At 33.9% G+C, this 18,442-nt stretch carries 15 protein-coding genes and 1 other annotated feature; of the genes, 13 read left to right on the plus strand and 2 right to left on the minus strand.

The window, feature by feature from the left end; all coding sequences use genetic code 11:
• The 11 genes from GN217_RS16035 to GN217_RS16085 form a co-directional block, all read left to right on the plus strand.
• Window positions 1-1,156, plus strand: a 1,156-nt coding sequence (locus GN217_RS16035; RefSeq protein WP_232334470.1) for a thioesterase domain-containing protein, incomplete at its 5' end; no start/stop codon positions are given.
• 71 nt (window positions 1,157-1,227) lie between these two features.
• Window positions 1,228-1,478: a binding site (T-box leader), on the plus strand.
• Between the two features lie 49 nt (window positions 1,479-1,527).
• Window positions 1,528-4,620: an isoleucine--tRNA ligase gene (ileS, locus tag GN217_RS16040; protein ID WP_156857667.1), complete on the plus strand. Its 3,093-nt coding sequence runs from the start codon at window positions 1,528-1,530 to the stop codon at window positions 4,618-4,620.
• A gap of 607 nt (window positions 4,621-5,227) precedes the next feature.
• Window positions 5,228-5,590 carry a hypothetical protein gene (locus GN217_RS16045; protein WP_156857668.1) on the plus strand — a complete coding sequence of 121 codons (363 nt, stop codon included), beginning with the start codon at window positions 5,228-5,230 and terminating at the stop codon, window positions 5,588-5,590.
• A gap of 171 nt (window positions 5,591-5,761) precedes the next feature.
• On the plus strand, window positions 5,762-6,199 hold the full coding sequence (locus GN217_RS16050; RefSeq protein WP_156857669.1) for an RNA polymerase sigma factor: 438 nt from the start codon (window positions 5,762-5,764) through the stop codon (window positions 6,197-6,199).
• Window positions 6,183-6,437 (plus strand): helix-turn-helix domain-containing protein, encoded by a 255-nt coding sequence (locus tag GN217_RS16055; protein WP_156857670.1) that lies wholly within the window; start codon window positions 6,183-6,185, stop codon window positions 6,435-6,437. The genes GN217_RS16050 and GN217_RS16055 overlap by 17 nt, the downstream gene beginning before the upstream one ends.
• Window positions 6,438-6,805: 368 nt before the next feature.
• Window positions 6,806-6,952: an SHOCT domain-containing protein gene (locus GN217_RS16060; RefSeq protein WP_156857671.1), complete on the plus strand. Its 147-nt coding sequence runs from the start codon at window positions 6,806-6,808 to the stop codon at window positions 6,950-6,952.
• A gap of 56 nt (window positions 6,953-7,008) precedes the next feature.
• Window positions 7,009-8,790 (plus strand): recombinase family protein, encoded by a 1,782-nt coding sequence (locus GN217_RS16065; RefSeq protein ID WP_156857672.1) that lies wholly within the window; start codon window positions 7,009-7,011, stop codon window positions 8,788-8,790.
• Window positions 8,791-8,840: 50 nt separating this feature from the next.
• Window positions 8,841-8,963 (plus strand): integrase, encoded by a 123-nt coding sequence (locus GN217_RS18765; RefSeq protein WP_198042692.1) that lies wholly within the window; start codon window positions 8,841-8,843, stop codon window positions 8,961-8,963.
• Between the two features lie 116 nt (window positions 8,964-9,079).
• Window positions 9,080-10,264 (plus strand): hypothetical protein, encoded by a 1,185-nt coding sequence (locus tag GN217_RS16070; RefSeq protein ID WP_232334471.1) that lies wholly within the window; start codon window positions 9,080-9,082, stop codon window positions 10,262-10,264.
• An 18-nt stretch (window positions 10,265-10,282) separates the two neighbouring features.
• Window positions 10,283-11,911 (plus strand): hypothetical protein, encoded by a 1,629-nt coding sequence (locus GN217_RS16075; RefSeq protein WP_198042693.1) that lies wholly within the window; start codon window positions 10,283-10,285, stop codon window positions 11,909-11,911.
• A 1,027-nt stretch (window positions 11,912-12,938) separates the two neighbouring features.
• On the plus strand, window positions 12,939-13,853 hold the full coding sequence (locus GN217_RS16085; protein ID WP_156857673.1) for a hypothetical protein: 915 nt from the start codon (window positions 12,939-12,941) through the stop codon (window positions 13,851-13,853).
• Window positions 13,854-14,261: 408 nt separating this feature from the next.
• Here the strand turns inward: GN217_RS16085 and GN217_RS18770 are convergent, their stop codons facing one another.
• On the minus strand, window positions 14,262-14,408 hold the full coding sequence (locus tag GN217_RS18770; protein WP_198042694.1) for a hypothetical protein: 147 nt from the start codon (window positions 14,406-14,408) through the stop codon (window positions 14,262-14,264).
• A 696-nt stretch (window positions 14,409-15,104) separates the two neighbouring features.
• On the opposite strand from GN217_RS18770, the gene GN217_RS16095 reads away from it, so the two are divergent.
• On the plus strand, window positions 15,105-15,587 hold the full coding sequence (locus GN217_RS16095) for a MarR family winged helix-turn-helix transcriptional regulator (protein WP_156857674.1): 483 nt from the start codon (window positions 15,105-15,107) through the stop codon (window positions 15,585-15,587).
• Window positions 15,580-16,935, plus strand: a complete 1,356-nt coding sequence (locus GN217_RS16100; protein ID WP_156857675.1) for a serine hydrolase domain-containing protein — start codon at window positions 15,580-15,582, stop codon at window positions 16,933-16,935. The genes GN217_RS16095 and GN217_RS16100 overlap by 8 nt, the downstream gene beginning before the upstream one ends.
• 520 nt (window positions 16,936-17,455) lie before the next feature.
• Here the strand turns inward: GN217_RS16100 and GN217_RS16105 are convergent.
• The gene (locus GN217_RS16105; protein WP_198042695.1) at window positions 17,456-18,256 is read right to left on the minus strand and encodes a CPBP family intramembrane glutamic endopeptidase; all 801 of its coding nucleotides are present in this window, start codon (window positions 18,254-18,256) and stop codon (window positions 17,456-17,458) included.
• Window positions 18,257-18,442: the final 186 nt, after the last annotated feature.

Raw genomic sequence — 18,442 nt, forward strand, 5'->3', positions numbered from 1 at the left:
TTGGAAAGATAGCGAAAATGAAACATATTTATGCGCGTATGTGGTTTTCAGGAACTCAGATGCAAGTACAGAACTTAGGGATTATTTAAGTCAAAAGCTGCCCGCTTATATGGTCCCATTATTTATTGAAGAATTGGATATAATTCCTTTGACTTCAAACGGTAAAATAGATCGTCGAGCACTATCAAAACCTACTGGGGCTGACCAATTCAAGGAATATGTGGCACCGACGACAGAATTGGAAAAGAAATTAGTAGAGATATGGCAAGAAGTATTAGAAGTTGAACGGATAGGGGTTACCGATAACTTCTTTAACTTGGGGGGACATTCTTTAAAGGCGATACTAATATCAAGTAAGTTAAATAAAGCTTTGGAAATAGAAATTGGAGTACCTGCTATTTTCAAATATCAAACGGTAAGAGAATTAAATAAATATTTGTTGAGTACAGATGTTCAACAAGGTATCTCGCAAATCACAACTTTATTAACAGAAAAGAGTTACTCTACTAACAGTAATGTGTTTTGTTTACCACCTGTATCAGGCTACAGTACAATATTTTTTGAGTTAGCTCAACTAATAGATGGCTATACACTATATGGTTTAGACTATGTGCATAAGGAAGATAGGTTACAGCAATATATCAATCAAATTGTAAATATACAAAATGAAGGACCTTATCTTTTAATGGGATATTCTGCTGGTTGCCCACTTGTGTTTGAGCTAGCCAAAGAAATGGAAAAACAAGGTTATGAAGTATCTGATCTAATTATGTTAGATGGAAAGCCTAGGGAGAATGTCCAATATATATCAGAGAACGATGTGAAAAAGTTAGCTGAAGAATCTGTAGATGTATTCCTGCGACACAATAAAGCATACTTTTCGCAAATTGGAAGGTTGGAACTTGTAAAGACCGTTAAGAACTATCACTTATATTTAAATAAATTGATAAATAATGGGCAGGTACAAGCGAACATTCATATGGTTAGATCTGAGGAAAATAGCAATAAAAAAGTAAACTGGTTTAAATTAACAACAAATGAATCTTGTGAATATCAGGGATATGGGGACCATATGGAAATGTTATTTTCATCTCATGTTAAAAGAAATGCAAGGCTTATTGGGGATATCATTAAAAGAAAGGTGTTTAATATTTAAGATAGCACTATTAGTTTAAAATATTTGACAAAAATATCAAAGATTAGATATAATCAGTTAAAATTGAATACATTAATTCCATGACGAGATTGAGTAGATATTGTTCTACTTCACAGAGAGTTGACAATTGGGTGAGAGTCAATGAGTAGAATGTATTGAATATCCTCTCCGAGAAGTCAAGCTGAAAATTGAGTAGGCTTGAACGGGTTTCTACCGTTAAAATGATCACGTATGATGATACGTTGAATGAGTGCTGGATAATCGTCTGTAACAGTGATCTCCAGAATTTGGGTGGTAACACGGGTTGAAACTCGTCCCTATTTTACAGGGGCGAGTTTTTGTATATCATAAAGAAAAAAAGGAGTGAGCTCATGAATGAAGTAAACACAAATGAAAGCCCTTTACAACGGGAAAATCGCATTAAGGATATATGGGAAAAGGAAAAAACTTTTGAGATGTCGGTTTCCAACCGTGAGGGCAATGAAACGTTTGTTTTTTATGAAGGTCCGCCCACAGCAAATGGATTACCGCATGCTGGACACGTTTTGGGGCGTGTAATTAAAGATTTTATTGCACGTTACAAAACAATGCAGGGATACCAGGTTATTCGAAAGGCAGGATGGGATACACATGGTCTTCCAGTTGAGCTTGGTGTGGAAAAGAAAATTGGTATATCTGGCAAAAAAGAGATTGAAGATTATGGTGTGGAAAAATTTATTGAAGAATGCAAGAAAAGCGTTTTTGATTATGAACGCCAATGGCGCAATTTTACTGAGGCAATTGGGTATTGGGTCGACATGGATAACCCATATATAACACTTCATAATGATTATATAGAAACTGTCTGGTATATCTTGGCTGATATTCATGAAAAAGGATTGCTGTATCGTGGGCATCGTGTTATGCCTTATTGCCCAAGTTGCCAAACTTCCTTAAGTTCCCACGAGGTGGCTCAAGGATACAAAGATGTCAAAGATTTGTCTGTTACGGCTAAGTTTAAAGTAAAGGGCGCAAAGAATTTATACTTTTTAGGTTGGACTACAACACCTTGGACACTACCTGCGAATGTTGCGCTTGCTGTTAATAAAGATTTGGATTATGTGAAAGTTAAGCAAGGGAACGAAGTGTATATTGTTGCAAAAAATCTTGCGGATTATGTGATGGGGGAAGGATATGAACTCATAAGTAATCATAAGGGAAGTGAGTTTGTCGGTTTATCTTATCAGCCTCCTTTTAACTATTTGAACCTAGATAAGGGATATGTGGTTATTGCAGCTAATTTTGTTACAGACGAAAGTGGAACCGGGGTCGTTCATATTGCACCTGCGCATGGTGAGGATGATTACGCTGCTGTGAGAGAGAATAGGCTTGACTTTGCTAATGTTGTTGATCAGTCAGGGTGCTATACAGGAGATTTTCCACCATTGGCTGGTAAATTTGCGAAGAACAGTGATGTTGACATAATTAAAATGTTATCAGATGAAGGTGTGCTATTTTCGAAGGAAAAATATGAGCACAGCTATCCACACTGCTGGCGCTGTGACTCTCCACTTATTTATTACGCAATGGAAGGTTGGTTTGTAAAAACAACTGCAATCAAAGAAACTATTATAAGTAACAATGAATCAATTACTTGGTATCCGGATCATATGAAACACGGCCGTTTTGGAAAATTCCTTGAAAACATGGTTGACTGGAACTTAGGTCGTAATCGCTATTGGGGTACTCCATTGAATGTTTGGATTTGTAAAACCTGTGATCACGAATACGTACCTAAGAGCATACAGGATCTTAGGAATCATGCCAGTCATCCAGTTCCTGGAGATTTAGAGCTTCATAAGCCGTATGTTGATAAAATCAGCTTAACTTGTCCAAAATGTCATGGGGAAATGAAACGGACAAAAGAAGTGATCGACGTCTGGTTCGATAGTGGTTCCATGCCGTTTGCACAATATCATTATCCGTTTGAAGGTAAAGAAATATTCGAAAAACAGTTTCCCGCTGATGTTGTTGTAGAAGGAGTCGATCAAACAAGAGGCTGGTTCTATAGTCTCTTGGCTGTTTCATCGTTATTTACTGGGAAACCTTCCTACAAACGCGTACTTGCTCTTGGTCATATTCTTGATGAAGAGGGTCGTAAAATGTCCAAAAGTAGAGGGAATGTTATCAATCCAATGGATCTTGTGGAAAAGTATGGAGCTGATGCACTTCGATGGTCATTGATTGTTGATAGTGCGCCGTGGAACAATAAGCGTTTCTCATCTAATATCGTTAGTCAAGCAAAATCAAAATTGGTGGACACCCTTGTTAATGTACATTCTTTCTACGCGCTATATGCTGGAATTGATCAATTTAATCCCGATGAACATGATTCAGGAGAAAAATCATTATTGGATGAATGGGTAGAGTCACGACTTCATACAGTTATTAAACAAGTCAGGGGATACCTTGACAACTATGATTTCACCGCAGCTGCAAGGGAAATTTCCGTTTTCGTTGAACAGTTAAGTAATTGGTATATTCGAAGGTCACGTGATCGTTTTTGGGCTGAGGGAATGAATCAGGATAAATTGGCAGCTTATCATACCTTATATAAGGTATTAATAACGACAAGTAAACTGCTAGCACCATTTATACCGTTTCTCACCGAGGATATTCATATTAATTTAACCGGTAAAAGTGTTCATCTATCAGATTTTCCCGAGGTTAACGAAATGAGAAGAAATAAAGGACTTGAGAATGAAATGGAAGGTGTTCTTCAGGTTATTGAGCTTGCTCGTCGTGCCAGAAATGCTTCAAACATCAAAACAAAGCAACCTTTATCTGAATTAGTCATTGTTGGAAATAGTCAGGATACAAATTATTTAGCTAAGTATAGCAATATTATTGAAGATGAAATCAATGTTAAGCAAGTTTGTTTTCAGGAGAATGCTGGAGAATCTATTCAATATGAAATAAAATTAAACTTTCCGACTGCGGGACCAAAACTTGGTAAAAAAATTAGAACTGTTCAAAAGGCGTTAAATCAGTTATCAGAGTTAGAAGCAAAAAATGTTGTTGAAAAAGGATTATTTGAAATAGAAACTAAAACAGGTGAATATATTGGCGTTGGGAAGGAAGATTTGCTGATTAATCAAATTACCAAGAAAGGGATAGAAATGGCTTCTAATGAAGTCTATACTATTCTTTTAAATACTAAAATAGATGACAATCTTCGTAAAGAAGGGATTGTTCGAGAACTCATTAGAGCCGTGCAACAATATCGGAAGGAATTAAAATTACCCGTAGAACAACGAGTTAACCTTACATTCCATTTAAATGAGTCATTAAGGTTAGCAATTGAACAATATAAAGATCTTTTAGAACGTAATCTTTTAATAAAAAATATAAGTTTTAGTAAAAAGCAAAAAATGAAATATATAAAGATAGAAGATGAGTTGGTGGGCATTGAGATTACGATTTGACCTATGCCTAATGATAAGGGTTAGGGAATTTTTTGAAATATTGATTGTAAATTTACGCTTTTAAAAAATCGAGGAAATAATAATAAAAAGTGTTGTTAAAAAAATTAGACTCTTAACCTAATCTGAAAGTATTTTCTATATAGGTGAAATCATTTAACTCAAATGTTGTTATTCCTACTCGGGTACTTTACCATATCTAAAGTCCATTATAATGGATTAGTTAGGGGATAACCTGATTGATCCATTATAAGTGGCTTTTTTATTACAAAACGAAAGGAAGAACTGTTGTTACACGGAAAAAAGTAGTGATTACTTTGTGAAATCTATTAATTAACAGCATTAATTGGGGTTAATCATAACTTTAGAGCAATTGATCAGCATTCAGTTCATGAAATAAATCATTTAAGCTGGGATTTTCGACACCAATGTCATGGAAAGTTTATCGAAAAAACTTTGAAAGGTCACTACATATGGCATAAAGAAAAACATTTGATTGAACAGCAAGTGGAAAAGGTTAAAGAATACTTAACGGAGGTTTTATTACCTATATCGTTAGAGCGGATATTTCTGCTAGTCAGTATTAGTTTTATTAGGGTCTGGTCAGTTTTTGCCAGAGAATAGTGATACCATGCAAGTGTATATTCAGTTTATCAAAAAAATAGAAGATAAAAATAATCGATGTATCCATTCTACTTATCGAATTTTGCTTAATCAAATTAATGCAGGAAACTTAGTAACTATAACTCCAAATAAATTAACTTATGAGTCACAACAACTTGAAAGTAACGAAACGATCGACTCCGATAAAGTACAGGAAATAACTGAACTTCTAGAATTTTTTTCGTTCTATCCTGCTGTCACTGAAAAAGAACCTGCTTATTTTTTTAATAGTTCCTTATCACCAATTAGTTATCTTATACTAAATTGTTGTGATGATTATGGCGGTAATATGTTAATAAATAAAATATAATTAAAAATTAACTTAAATGCCTGACTGTGTATTCAGTTGGGCTTTTTTTTGCATTTAATATTATTTTAAGGAAATCACTAATATTTTTGGCATTTCATAAAAAATCTTGTTGAAGGTTATGAAAGGGGAAATCATCACCTACCTTTGCAGTTGCGAAGGGAGAGGAAATGCATGATAGAACCAGATCGTACCGAATGGCAAGTTCGCTGTGCCTTTAATGCTTTTTGTAAACGTGTATTAAAGAATGAAACAATTAATATTTTCAACGAAAGACAACAGCGACAAGCAAAGGAGATGACATTTTCTGAACTCACTCCACAAGAAGAAAATCAACTCTTTACCTTGGATAAGCAATATGAAGGAGAAGATGGACAAAGTTTTCAGGTGGCTGGAAAGAAAATTACTCCGAAGTTACTTGCTGAAGCGATGCGTACCTTGCCAAAAGAAAAGCGTATCACTGTTCTACTATACTATTTTTTCCAACTGTCTGATGTGGAAATTGGTCAACTACTCGATATTCCTCGCAGTACCGTTCAGTATAGACGGACAAGCTCCTTTGAACGGTTAAAACGGTTTTTGGAGGAACATGCAGATGAATGGGATGATTAATTCTAATACTGATGATAACGAGCGTGGTTTATTGCCGTATCCAATTATTTTAGCTGCAAATAAGGGTGAACCAGAAGCAATGAAAGTAGTTGTTCTACATTATGGAAGCTATATAACAAGTTTATCCATGCGTAAGCTTCGTGATGAACAAGGAAGCACTTATTGGGGCATTGATGAAGATACATGTGATCGTTTACGTTCAAAGCTTATGCAAGCTATTTTAGCTTTCAAGATTTGACGAAATAATGGTTAGGTTTTCCCTTTCATTAATCATAATTTGATCTTTGACAAAGAAAGCACAGAAGATAACGCTGTGCAGTATACACAAAAAATCAGATACGTTCTACTGATGATGAGCCACTTGATTCATACGCCATGCCTTTCGTTAGAAACGAGCGATAATCTATGAGTCTAATGCAATCGTGGTGGATTGCTGGCGATAACTCATTAGTTAGGATAATGATACTCCCCTACCGTCATGGTTCGAGCGTTCAAAGCGTCGCAAGCTATGAGTAGGGCTGGAAGAAATACTTGCAGGGGTGAAATTCCCGTGGAGCTGCACCAACAGCCGTCTGATTTTTAGTTTAAGATAAGGGGGCGTGTTTTTTGAAACAGGATTTGATTTTATATAGTATGCAAATTGCCATGTTAAAACAACTGCTTACCCATAAATTAATTTCAGTAGAAGAATATAGAACGGTAAAAAATAAACTAATGAAAGATTATAATATCATCTCAGACATTACAGGCTGACTTATGTTTGATATCGCCGTAGAATACAGGTAATAAAATATAAGGAGGTAACTGTAATGTCAAAGGTTGAAATTATAAAAGCAAAAAATTCTCGATTCAATCAGAGACGAGGTAAGGTTATTGAACGGCGTCGAGTTGCCGCATATTGTCGGGTTAGTACAGATACGGAAGATCAATTAAATAGTTATAAGTCACAAGTATCCTATTATACAGATTTAATAAAGAACAATCAGGAATGGGTATTAGCTGATATCTATGCTGACGAAGCCGTTACAGGCACACAAACACTTAAGCGTGAAAACTTTTTAAGAATGATAAATGATTGTATAAACGGAGATATTGATATGGTTATTACAAAGTCGATATCTCGTTTTGCGAGAAATACTTTAGATACGCTTAAGTATGTTCGTATGTTGAAAGAAAGAGACATTGCCGTTTTATTTGAAGACGAAAAAATTAATACACTTACAATGGATGGTGAATTGTTGCTTGTTGTATTGAGTTCCGTTGCACAGCAGGAAGTAGAGAATATATCTGCTAATGTAAAAAAAGGTTTAAAGATGAAAATGAAAAGAGGAGAAATGATAGGCTTTCAAGGTTGTCTTGGCTATGATTATCATCCAGAAGATCAAACTCTCTCCGTAAACGAGAAAGAAGCAGAAATCGTGCGTTATATATTTGAGAGGTATGTGCAGGGAGCAGGCGGCAGAATGATTGCAAAAGAATTGGAATCTATGGGGCATAAAACCAAAAAAGGCCTTTCAACATGGCAAGAATCAACTGTAATACGCATTATTAAGAATGAGAAATATAAAGGTGATCTTTTAATGGGAAAAACATATACCGTAGATCCTATTTCTAAACGTCGGTTAGATAATTATGGGGAAGAAGATCAGTATTATATAAAAGATCACCATGAACCTATTGTGAGTAATGAAATGTTCGATAAAGCAGAAGAAATTAGGTTACGCAGAACTTGGAGTAAAAATACTGTAGAAAATAACAATGGAAAAAGAGAAAAATATAGTCGTAAGTATGCTTTTAGTAGTTTATTAAAATGTGTTTATTGCGGGAGTTCATTATCAAGGAGAAGTTGGCACGGTGGAACTAAATATAACAAGACCATATGGCATTGTGTGACGAGTACAAAAAAGGGAAAAAAATATTGTCCAGAAAGCATAGGGATACCAGAAGAAACCATTGAACAAGCATTTTTGGAAAGTTACCGCATGATGTGTAATGATAATCAAGATGTCCTAGAGGAATTCTTGCAGAGGATGGAAGAAAATCTAAGTTCAAATATAATATATAAGGAAGTTTCTAAAATTGAAAGAGAAATTGAAGCTTTAGAAACCAAAAGAAATAACCTGATTGATATGAGGTTAGAGGAGACTTTAGATAGTAAGACATATGAAGAAAAATATAATGATATTATTAAAAAACTAGAGCAAAGAAAGAAAAAGAAATCTTATTTAAAGGCAAGTCAGGAAGAAGAAAATGATATTAAAGGACGTTTATTGGGATTCAGAAAAATATTAGAACAGGAAAAAGGATTAAATACTTTTGATCGACATGTTTTTGAAAGTATAATAGAGAAAGGCATCATTGGTGGTATAGATAAAGCTGGTAATGATACTCCATTCAAGATAACTTTCATATATAAAACAGGTGTTAGTAATTCATTGGATGGAAATCATTTTAAACCACCAAGAAGAAATGCAAAAGATAAAAAAAACGAAACTGCTAATGAATTGTGTTCTAATACTATAAACGAGGTCAGTGAATTGTATCCCAATAATGACCACGACACATGTGGAGGCGATAGCGTTGATGTCTAGGGTGGATGAATAAGAAACTGAGACCGCTTCAAAAGAAATGAAAGGAACAATTGAAGCAACTTGAAACGTATGATGATCTACTTGTAAGACGATTGATTGAGAAAATACCGATTCATGAAAGACAATTAAAAATTGAGTTTAAGTCAGGGATTGAGATTGCAAAAGAAATATAATATGAATACTTAACGAGCTCATGTCGGAAAAGGCATGGGCTTTTATTAGTATTAAATTGACCGAGAATTTTAATAGTATAGAATATATGTAAACGATATTAGATGGGGTGATATTTTTGTTATCAATTTCTAGGAAGGATTTATATGATGAAATTTGGTCTGTTGGAATGACAAAGGCAGCTAGGAAACTAGATATACCTTATCATAAATTGAAGAAAGAATGTGTTGATCATGACATACCATTACCTACTCAGTCCTATTGGAGTAAACTGTATATGGGAAATGAAAAACCGTTTCAACCTGAATTGCCAAATGCAGAAGATAATCTAGTGATTACAATTGAAAAAACGAAAAAGGAACAAGTTAAATTAACTCCAAAAAAGATTGTTAAGTCCACAAAACAAAAGGAAAGAGAAGAATCCCCCCTGTTAAAAACAAATCATGATAAATTATCAGAACAGGAAAAAAGTTATTTTTCTCACTTTAAACAAGATGAAGATAGGTTAATAGATATTTATAATAATTTAAAAATAAATAAAACACTATCTTCAAAACCACATAAGGCGATAGTTGGGTATCGTAAAAAAACTCAAACCTATCGAGAGGATAAATTGAGAATTAAATCGGCATCTGGAGAAATATTCCCGGAAGTTTTACCTTTTATAGATAGTTTATTCAAAGCCCTTGAGAAAGCGGGCGCTAAGATTGTTCCCAAATATGATGAAACGGAAATAATATTGAAAGATAAATATACTATTACTTTGAACTTTAAATTGCCATGTAGAAAAATTAACTTATCACCAGAAGATGAAAGATATTCTACATATCATACGTTTGAATATGAAACTAAAGGAACAATAAATGTGGAAGTTGGTTATAAGCTGTATTGGCGTAACTGGGGAAGAAGTGAAAAAAATATAAACCAAACCAAAAGAATGTCTACTGAGGATCTTTTAAGAAAAGTATTTGTCTATATTTTTTCATTACCAGAAATAATTGATGAGCGAGAAAAGGAGTATATAATACAAGAAAAACAACGTTTGAAAGAGGAAGAAGAAAGATTAATCTTACAGGAAAAGCGGAACAATGAATACACAAAAACACAGCAACTCATAAACAATTCCTTGAATTACTTCTATTCTAAATTAGTTCAGGAGTATGTTACTGCTGAAATGGAAGAAGATTCAGAGGAGTATAGATGGGCGATTGAAAAGGCCAATTGGATTCGGGATTCAGAAAAATATCCTGATGATTTATTGAGTAATACTGATAAGGCGGTAATATTAAATTATAAAAAATAGATAATTAACATAATTATTATGGAGGGAAGAATTATTATGCCAAGACCCGGGATTACAGCATATGATCTATTAATTTCTTGTCCAGGTGATGTATCTGATTATTTAGAAGTAGTAAATCACAGTATCGATAATTTTAATAGGATGTTTGGTGAATTGAATAATATTACTCTTGTAACAAAGCATTGGTCAAAGAATAGCTATCCGCAGTCAGGTGATAAATCACAAGAATTACTAAACCAACAATTTGTTAATGACTGTGATGCAGCAATTGCAATCTTTTGGACGCGTTTTGGGACACCAACTGAGGAATACGGTTCTGGAACAAAGGAAGAGATAGAAATAATGTTAAATTCAGGAAAACAAGTATTCATGTATTTTTTAGACTTACCAATTAATCCTTCTGAGATTGATATGGAACAATATCAGAAGGTATTAGATTTTAAGAGTAAATACAAGGAAAAGGGACTTTATGCGGTAATAAAAGACAAGCATGAATTGCAAAGAGAATTATCAAATCATTTAACTATGCATTTTATTCCAATTATTTCGGGAGAAAATGTAACGACTAATAATAAAGAAAAACCAGAATTAAACATAAGAAATACAGAGGATTTTTCGGAAACATTTTATACTGTACATAGAACCAATTTGTTAGAAAGTAAATTTATTGTTGAACAGAAAGAAAAAATAATTGAAGATATTGCTGAATTGAAAAGAACCAGTTTACCATTTAATGAAATAGTAGAAGGTAGTGACATTGATACTGAAGAAGATTTAAAGAAAGTTGAAATTACAGGAATCGAATTACAGCAAGCAGAACTTTTTAAAAACATAACAAAAAAGAGTTTTTATGTTGATGTAACAGTAGATAAGGATATTAAAAAGGTAATTAAAGAGTTTGCAGAAGTTAATCAAATTTTTATTGAAGAGGGTTTTTGGAATTTAGGTAATTTAAAGAAATCTACATTACAGTTAAAAATAGCTGGTCCTTTTGGAACTGGGGGTCCTACGTATGAAGGTTCGGAAGCGGAAAAGGCAAGATTCAAACAGATTGAAAAATTATACTGGGATATCCGAACTTATAATGAATATGTAATTTATTTTGAAGAAATTGATAAGATTAATTTATTGAAATTAGCAATATCTAATAATGGAACAACATTTGATGAGGATATTGATATAAAATTTATAATTCCAAAAAAATATTTAATTAATTATTCAGACCTATCTATGCCAGGAATAAATATTATAAAAGAATTAATTGATATTAAATTTATTGATTACATTTTTTCTATTGAAGAAACTGAATCAATGGACGAATATTCTGGCTATCCTACCTATCCTTTAAACATATCAAGTCATTTAAAAGATCCATTGTTATTTAACCAAAGAAGTATAGAACAAGAATATGACGATTATAAAGATGAGTTTTTATCTGAGTTTGAGTATCTATTTTGTTATAAGACATTTGAAAATGAAAATAATGATGTAGTGTTATTTCATGTTAATTATTTGAAGCATAATACTACAATGGCATTCCCTTCCGCTCTTATGTTTAGGGATAGTCCACCATATATAAAATATGAAATTTCATCTAAGTTTAGTACAGAAATAATTAAAGGTAAGTTGACACTAAATGGGAATTAGGGTAGTGACTTGACCTGTTCCCACGAAAGTACGAAATAGTCGATATGTTTCCGCATACGACCGTATTGTTAAAAATCGAAAAAACATCAATTCTATCAACACATGTGGAGTGTGTTGCCTTGATGTCAAGGGTGGAGAATTAGGACTACTGAAAACACTTATGAATAAAGGGTTTCCGAGATTGGAGGATTTTCTGCCTGTTGTCTGGCAGCGCCTTTTAACCTCGGAAATTCTTATTTTTGTTTATTGAGGAAACAAGTCGACTGCAAAAAAGTGGGTAGGGTTGAGTTGACAGATTAGAAAAATTCGTAGAGTTGTGGAGATAGGATAGGTAGCGTAGGGTAATGCCCCAAAGTCCGTAGTTTCAAAGTTGTGGCGATATTTACCGACGGGTACACTGGAATAACCGAGGGTACAAGTCTATTGTTTGGAGATGCGTCAGCCACCTGAAGGAAAAAAGGGACTGAATGCCCTGCCCCTACCACACAGCAGTGATTAAGGCAATTAACGAACTTTTGGCTAACAAAGCCCTATTCCTACTTATTGAAAATGTTACGATAATTGATGATAAGCTCACTGTTGAATTCAAATCAGGGGTTGAAATGAAATAGAAATAGAGTAGCAGTTAAACGAATAGGTCTAGAACGATTCGGAAGGACGGAACAATTAAGAGAGAATAGCTCTTTGCATTCTGCTGTAGTCAAAAGCGATGGTATTGAGCGTTAGAGAAAAGGCAGGGCTAGACCCTGTCAGGTATGTATTAAGGAGACGAAAACCAGTGATTATACGGTTTCTATGTAAGATACATAGAAGCAGATATTACTCTGACTTTTTAATCGTTTAATTAATATTTTATTTTGTTTTCAACTAGAAGTAGGGATAAGGTGGTGTGAGAGGAGGGGAGTTAATGATTAGAGTTTGTCAATGGGAAATCGATATTAAAGGCCTATTCACTAAGTTATAGGAGACGTATACAATGTATCTGTATGCCGCTTTTCTTACAGCGAAAAAAGGGGGGGCTTTATACATGAAACAACATTTTTTAAGCTTTGAGCCTACAACAAGCCTATATGAACAAGCGATTCATCCTTACAAGAAATGGACGGAATACACGGATATGAGTCCACTAATAGAAATAGACGGTAAAGATTATCGGCTCATACGGGTGGCCGGAAAGATATTTAAAAGTGCAACTAAAAATATTTTTTTATGTGATCCAACAGGCGACATCATAGAGGATAGGCAATTGCATAGAAAAGGGCTTAGTGTTTATTATCTGTTAAATAAGCTAAACGCAAAGAAAGAAGAATTAATCTCAAGTAAAGATGAGACTGTAACTTTAGGTTTAAAAAGGATGTATAAGGGTTTTAAAGAATTAGCAGAAAGCTTGTGTGATGAATTAACAGAAGCAGAAAATATAGCGATGCGAGAACAAATCGATTATTTTGAGAAAAGTATTAACCTCAGCGTAAATATTGAAGAAGAAGCTGAAGTGTTATTATCTTTTATAGAACAGTTGGAAGATAATAAAATAGATAGATTGACAGTCTCTTTGATTGATCAATGGAACCATCATTTATTTCAATGGGAACGAAATAATATTAGAATGGAACTTCTTACAATCGAGAATGGAACGACAATTAGACCAGCAATTAAAGAGATTGTATATAATGCAAGCAATTTTGCTAAGTTTCCAGATCAGGATTTTCACGAAATTATAACTGAATATTTCGATGGCATTGATGTGATAGAGGAAGATTATCTAGAAAATGGAAAACGAGATTGGGAACAAATGGTAGCCATTGGTCCTAATAAAGGGGAATTTCATTTAGAAACCTATTTGAAGGAAGCTTGGGAAGGAGCGTACATAAAAAGTATCAGTGAGAATCATCAAAACGAAGTGTTAGAAGAACTTCTAAAATATCATGAAAATAAATATTAAGATCCAAGCCACTAACAGTATCTTCCATGTTATTTAATGTACAAACTCCTTCCATATACTGAGTATGTTTCAAACTTGTGTAACAAGATTGCTTCATGATAACCTTCGTATATAAAACAGAAGTTAGCAATTCATTGGATGGAAATCATTTTAAATCACCTAGAAGAAATGCAACAGATAAAAAAGAAACTTCTAATGAATTGTGTTCCCATGCTGAAAACGAGGTTAATAAATTGTGTTCTAATAATATCGACAATGTGGAGTGTGTGGCGTTGTTAACACGGGTTGACAAATAAATCACATTGACTTTTGCATGTTTTCACGTTAAAATGGATATAGATAGTAAAAGAGAAGCGCGTTTACGCTTCTCTTTGCAGCCATAGCCGTACAGGCAGTGGTTGTCACAGTTTATTTTTTGCGAGAACCACCCTTACGCTTGCGACGGCAGTGGGTGGTTTTCTCTTTGGTTAAAAGCGTTTTATGGAATAGATACGTACTAATCGCACGTACAAATCCTTTCAACACTTCTTTTAAAAACTCCAAGAAAGTTTCCATGATTATCACCTCCCTTCTCTTGTAAAAGAAAAGAGGATTGTGACAACCATCCACCCGTAAAACTTTCAACTGCAATTCTATTATATCATGAAAATGAGAGAAATTAAACGAAAACAAGAACATTTGTTCTTGTTTTGCTGGTTGCTTGAAATTCATTAAAATAATATCGAAATGCAATCGTAGTTAGAGAACTTTCTAATGAAATTGGATACAGGAGTATATTTAAAAAAGTTTTAATTTTTATAGGTGATGGCAGTGTTCTTAGGAGTGCAGTCATCTTTTTTTATTATCAATTCTATCTACTCGTCCCATGTGGAATGTGTGGCATTGCTAGAAAGAGAAACGAAACACTTTCACAAGCATTACGTGTTTATAGGAGAAGGTGAAAATACAGAAATAAGGTACATAAGGTACTGCCCCCCACATTACTCAGTAGTAATTGATCTGAGGTGTGGGAATACAATAGAATAAAAACATTGTAAGGCGTTCAAACAAAAATGAACGTCTTTTTTTACGCATAAAATGAAGAGTAGAAGGTGAAATATACCGGGACTAACTTTAGGAAGTTTATGGCATGACACCAATTGTGTATTCTCAATAACGAAAACGGGTAAATTTATATAATTTGATAATCTTGACTTATATTAAAGTTGGCTTTATAATTAAGTTAACTTTATAGTGAAGGAGCGTTAGTATATGGAGAAAAATGAGGAAAAGTTATTTGAACTCGTTACTGAAATAAATGAGATGCATTATACAATGAATAAAATCATCATAAAAGAATATCAATCTTTACTCGATGATGATCTTACTAATAATCAAACAATTCTAATGGATATTGTTAAAGATTACGAAAAAATTTCTATTGGAGAAATTGCTCGACTAATGAAAATAACATCGAGTGCTGTTGGACAGATTGTTAATAAACTCGAAGATGAAAAATATTTAATTAGAACGATTAATCCAAAAAACAGACGCGAAATACTTGTGCAACTGGCAGATAAAGGAATCCGATATTTTGAAAAGGAAGAAAAAATAAATCGTGAAATTATTAATCGTTTTTACTCACAAATGGAATTGAGTGAAATGGAAGAACTCAAAAGAATTCTTACAAAGCTAAGTAAAATTGTAGAAAAAAAATGTACAAAACAAGATCGTGAGGAAACTAATCATGACTAGCACAAAAGCTAACCTAGAAAAATTATTCATGGATATTAAAAAAGGAGAATTATTTAATGGCACAGTTCTTGTCGCTAAAAAAGGCGAGATTTTATACGAAGGAGCTTTCGGTGATGCTGATTTGTCAACAAATCGTCCATTAATATCACAATCTGTTTTCAACCTTGCGTCTGTTTCAAAGCCAATTACAGCAACCGCAATTTTGTTACTTGTTCAAGAAGGTAAGCTAAGTCTTAATGATTCTGTGCAGAAATGGATACCTAATCTTCCTTATGAAGGCATTACGATTAGACATTTACTTAATCACACAAGTGGACTCCCAGATTATTTAGATCTATTTGAGATGTACTGGGATAAATCGAAAATCGCTGACAATGACGACTTACTCAGGTATTTAATCAAATACAAACCTGAGCGTCTCTTTGCGCCAAATGAGCGTGTTGAATATAGCAATACTGGCTATATTTTACTCGCACTCATTGTCGAGCGTGTAACAGACATGGATTTTGCTGGTTTTTTGCAAGAGAACATTTTTAAACCACTTAATATGGCTCGCACTCAAGCTATTGGCGTTAGAAAAGAAAATATCGAAATTGGTGATTATGCTTACGGTTATGTCTACGATATATATGCAGGCGAGTATGTTTTGGCAGATGATTTTGAGGAGTCAAAAATGGTTACCTATTTAGATGGAATGCTTGGTGACGGTGGTGTTCAATCAACTGTTAGGGATCTCTATCTTTATGAGCGTGCTCTAAGCACAGGTAATTTCATCAATGATGAATTACTAAAAGAAGCTTATACACCAGCCGTGACAGAAACCGAAACACCATTTAAATATGGCTTTGGTTGGATCTTGGAGGATGATGAGGAAAAAGGTCAAATCATTTGGCATAGTGGCGGTTGGCCAGGTTATGCAACAAGCCTTAGACGCTTCATCGATCATGATATTGTCGTTATTGCACTAAGAAATAAAGAACAAGATTTCGATTTTGAACAACAAGTCTTACATGCAATCGAGCAAGCTGCTTTCGATGAGCCTTATGAACTTGCCGAGGAAAAAACTCCTTTAGAACGTGCTCAAGCTATTCCAGTAGATATTTTAAACCGTCTTGTCGGTGATTATGCACTAACAGAACATCCTGATTTAATCATTCATGTTTCATTAGAAAACAACAGACTTTTTATCGAGATGCCTGGTTCAATGAAACTCGAATTACACGCTAAAACAGAGAAAAAATTCTTCTTAAGAGGGTTATCAATAGATGTTGATTTTACAACAGAAGACGGTAAGGAATTAGTAAAGATTATTGATGGTACTGAAGTGCAAACAGCAGAGCGTCAGTAATTAACGGAGTATAACGACTAACCAATAAATGGTTAGTCACTTACTCGATTAATCATGGATACTATCTTGGAGTTTATAAAAGAAGTGTATCCATCTGTTTTAGCAGGTGGTCGTTTAAGGAAAAGGAAAACGTGACAACCCCCCATATAACTTTGACTGCACCTATATATTACCGTTATTTAAAAAGTAAAATGAGAACTCACATCCGCGTGTATAGTGGGTGATTATTTATTAGATAATGACGTTGCGTATTTACACTTATTGGAAAGTAAAAGGCTAAATCCATTGCAACATATCAAACGTTACTATGGAAATATCATCGGTGACATACTAGTGGAGACACGAATAATACGCATATATATGTTGGGATTTCATAATAGAATAAGATAACGAAAATAAATGAATTAGGAGTTGAAAGTAATGCTTTTTGATCAGTTGGAAGAACAAAAAGATTTTCTGTCACAATCTTTTAAAGGACATAACTTTTTTGGAAATAATGTTACTTCCTTTTTTGATATTTTCACATGAAAAAGGAGAGAATCAACATTAGTAAATTCATGGTAATATGCGTAATCATATGTGCAAACATAGAAAGTTCTAGATTGTGCCTCCAATAAATCCAACCAAAGAAAAAGCCAGGTAAACCATTTAGGAGAATCATTCGGAACCAAATTAATGCGGTCATCTTTGTCGCAAGTGCTGTTGGGCCATAGTGACCTAATGCAAATAATAATGTGCTAACGAATATTGCAAGGATAAAGACCCAGTTAGAAGGTTTTGCCGATTTTCGATCAAAGAGTTTCCAAAAAATAAAAACTAACAAGCTCATGACACCAAAGCGGAGTAGTAGTTCCTCCACAATCCCTCCGTAAAATAAAGCTGATATAAATTCTAATGCATTATAAGGTTGTAAAAGTTCTATTATACCATCTGGTAAGAACGGTAGTAAAAGATAATCGAATCCTCTCAAAACGACTCCTGCAATCGAACCTAGTATTATGGCTAGTATAGTACCTTTTATCCATTCTGACTTTGGTTTTTCTCTAGCGTAAGGGTGAATAATCACAGATTTTAAACCCACTCTATGAGCAGTGAAAAATCCAATGACAAGAGCAATTATAAATAAAATAAAATTTGGAATTTGGGAGAATAAAGCTAACATTTCAGGTGGTCCTGAAATCCCCATCATTTCACTCAATTGCTCTGATTGGGGCGGATTTGTCGAAAGTGTCGATAGTGTAAGAAGATATAAGGAAAATATTGCAATGGTCCCAATCAAAAGATAAATTAATAATCCTTTAATACTTTTTTGCTTTTTCATAAGTAACCTCCGTGATTTTAATATAAAATTCATCTTCTACAAGTTTGGTTATCATGTTAAAAAGGTCATCTGATAGCAACAATCCTTTAGAAAACAGTCTCTCTAATACAAGAAATTAATGCGGTAATCTGAATTGGCGCAATCGCTCCCAACGGAATTCCATTTAACAGTTCATTCATCTTTTCT

This window comes from Oceanobacillus sp. AG (assembly GCF_009746545.1).
In the GTDB taxonomy this organism is placed as follows: domain Bacteria; phylum Bacillota; class Bacilli; order Bacillales; family Amphibacillaceae; genus Oceanobacillus; species Oceanobacillus indicireducens.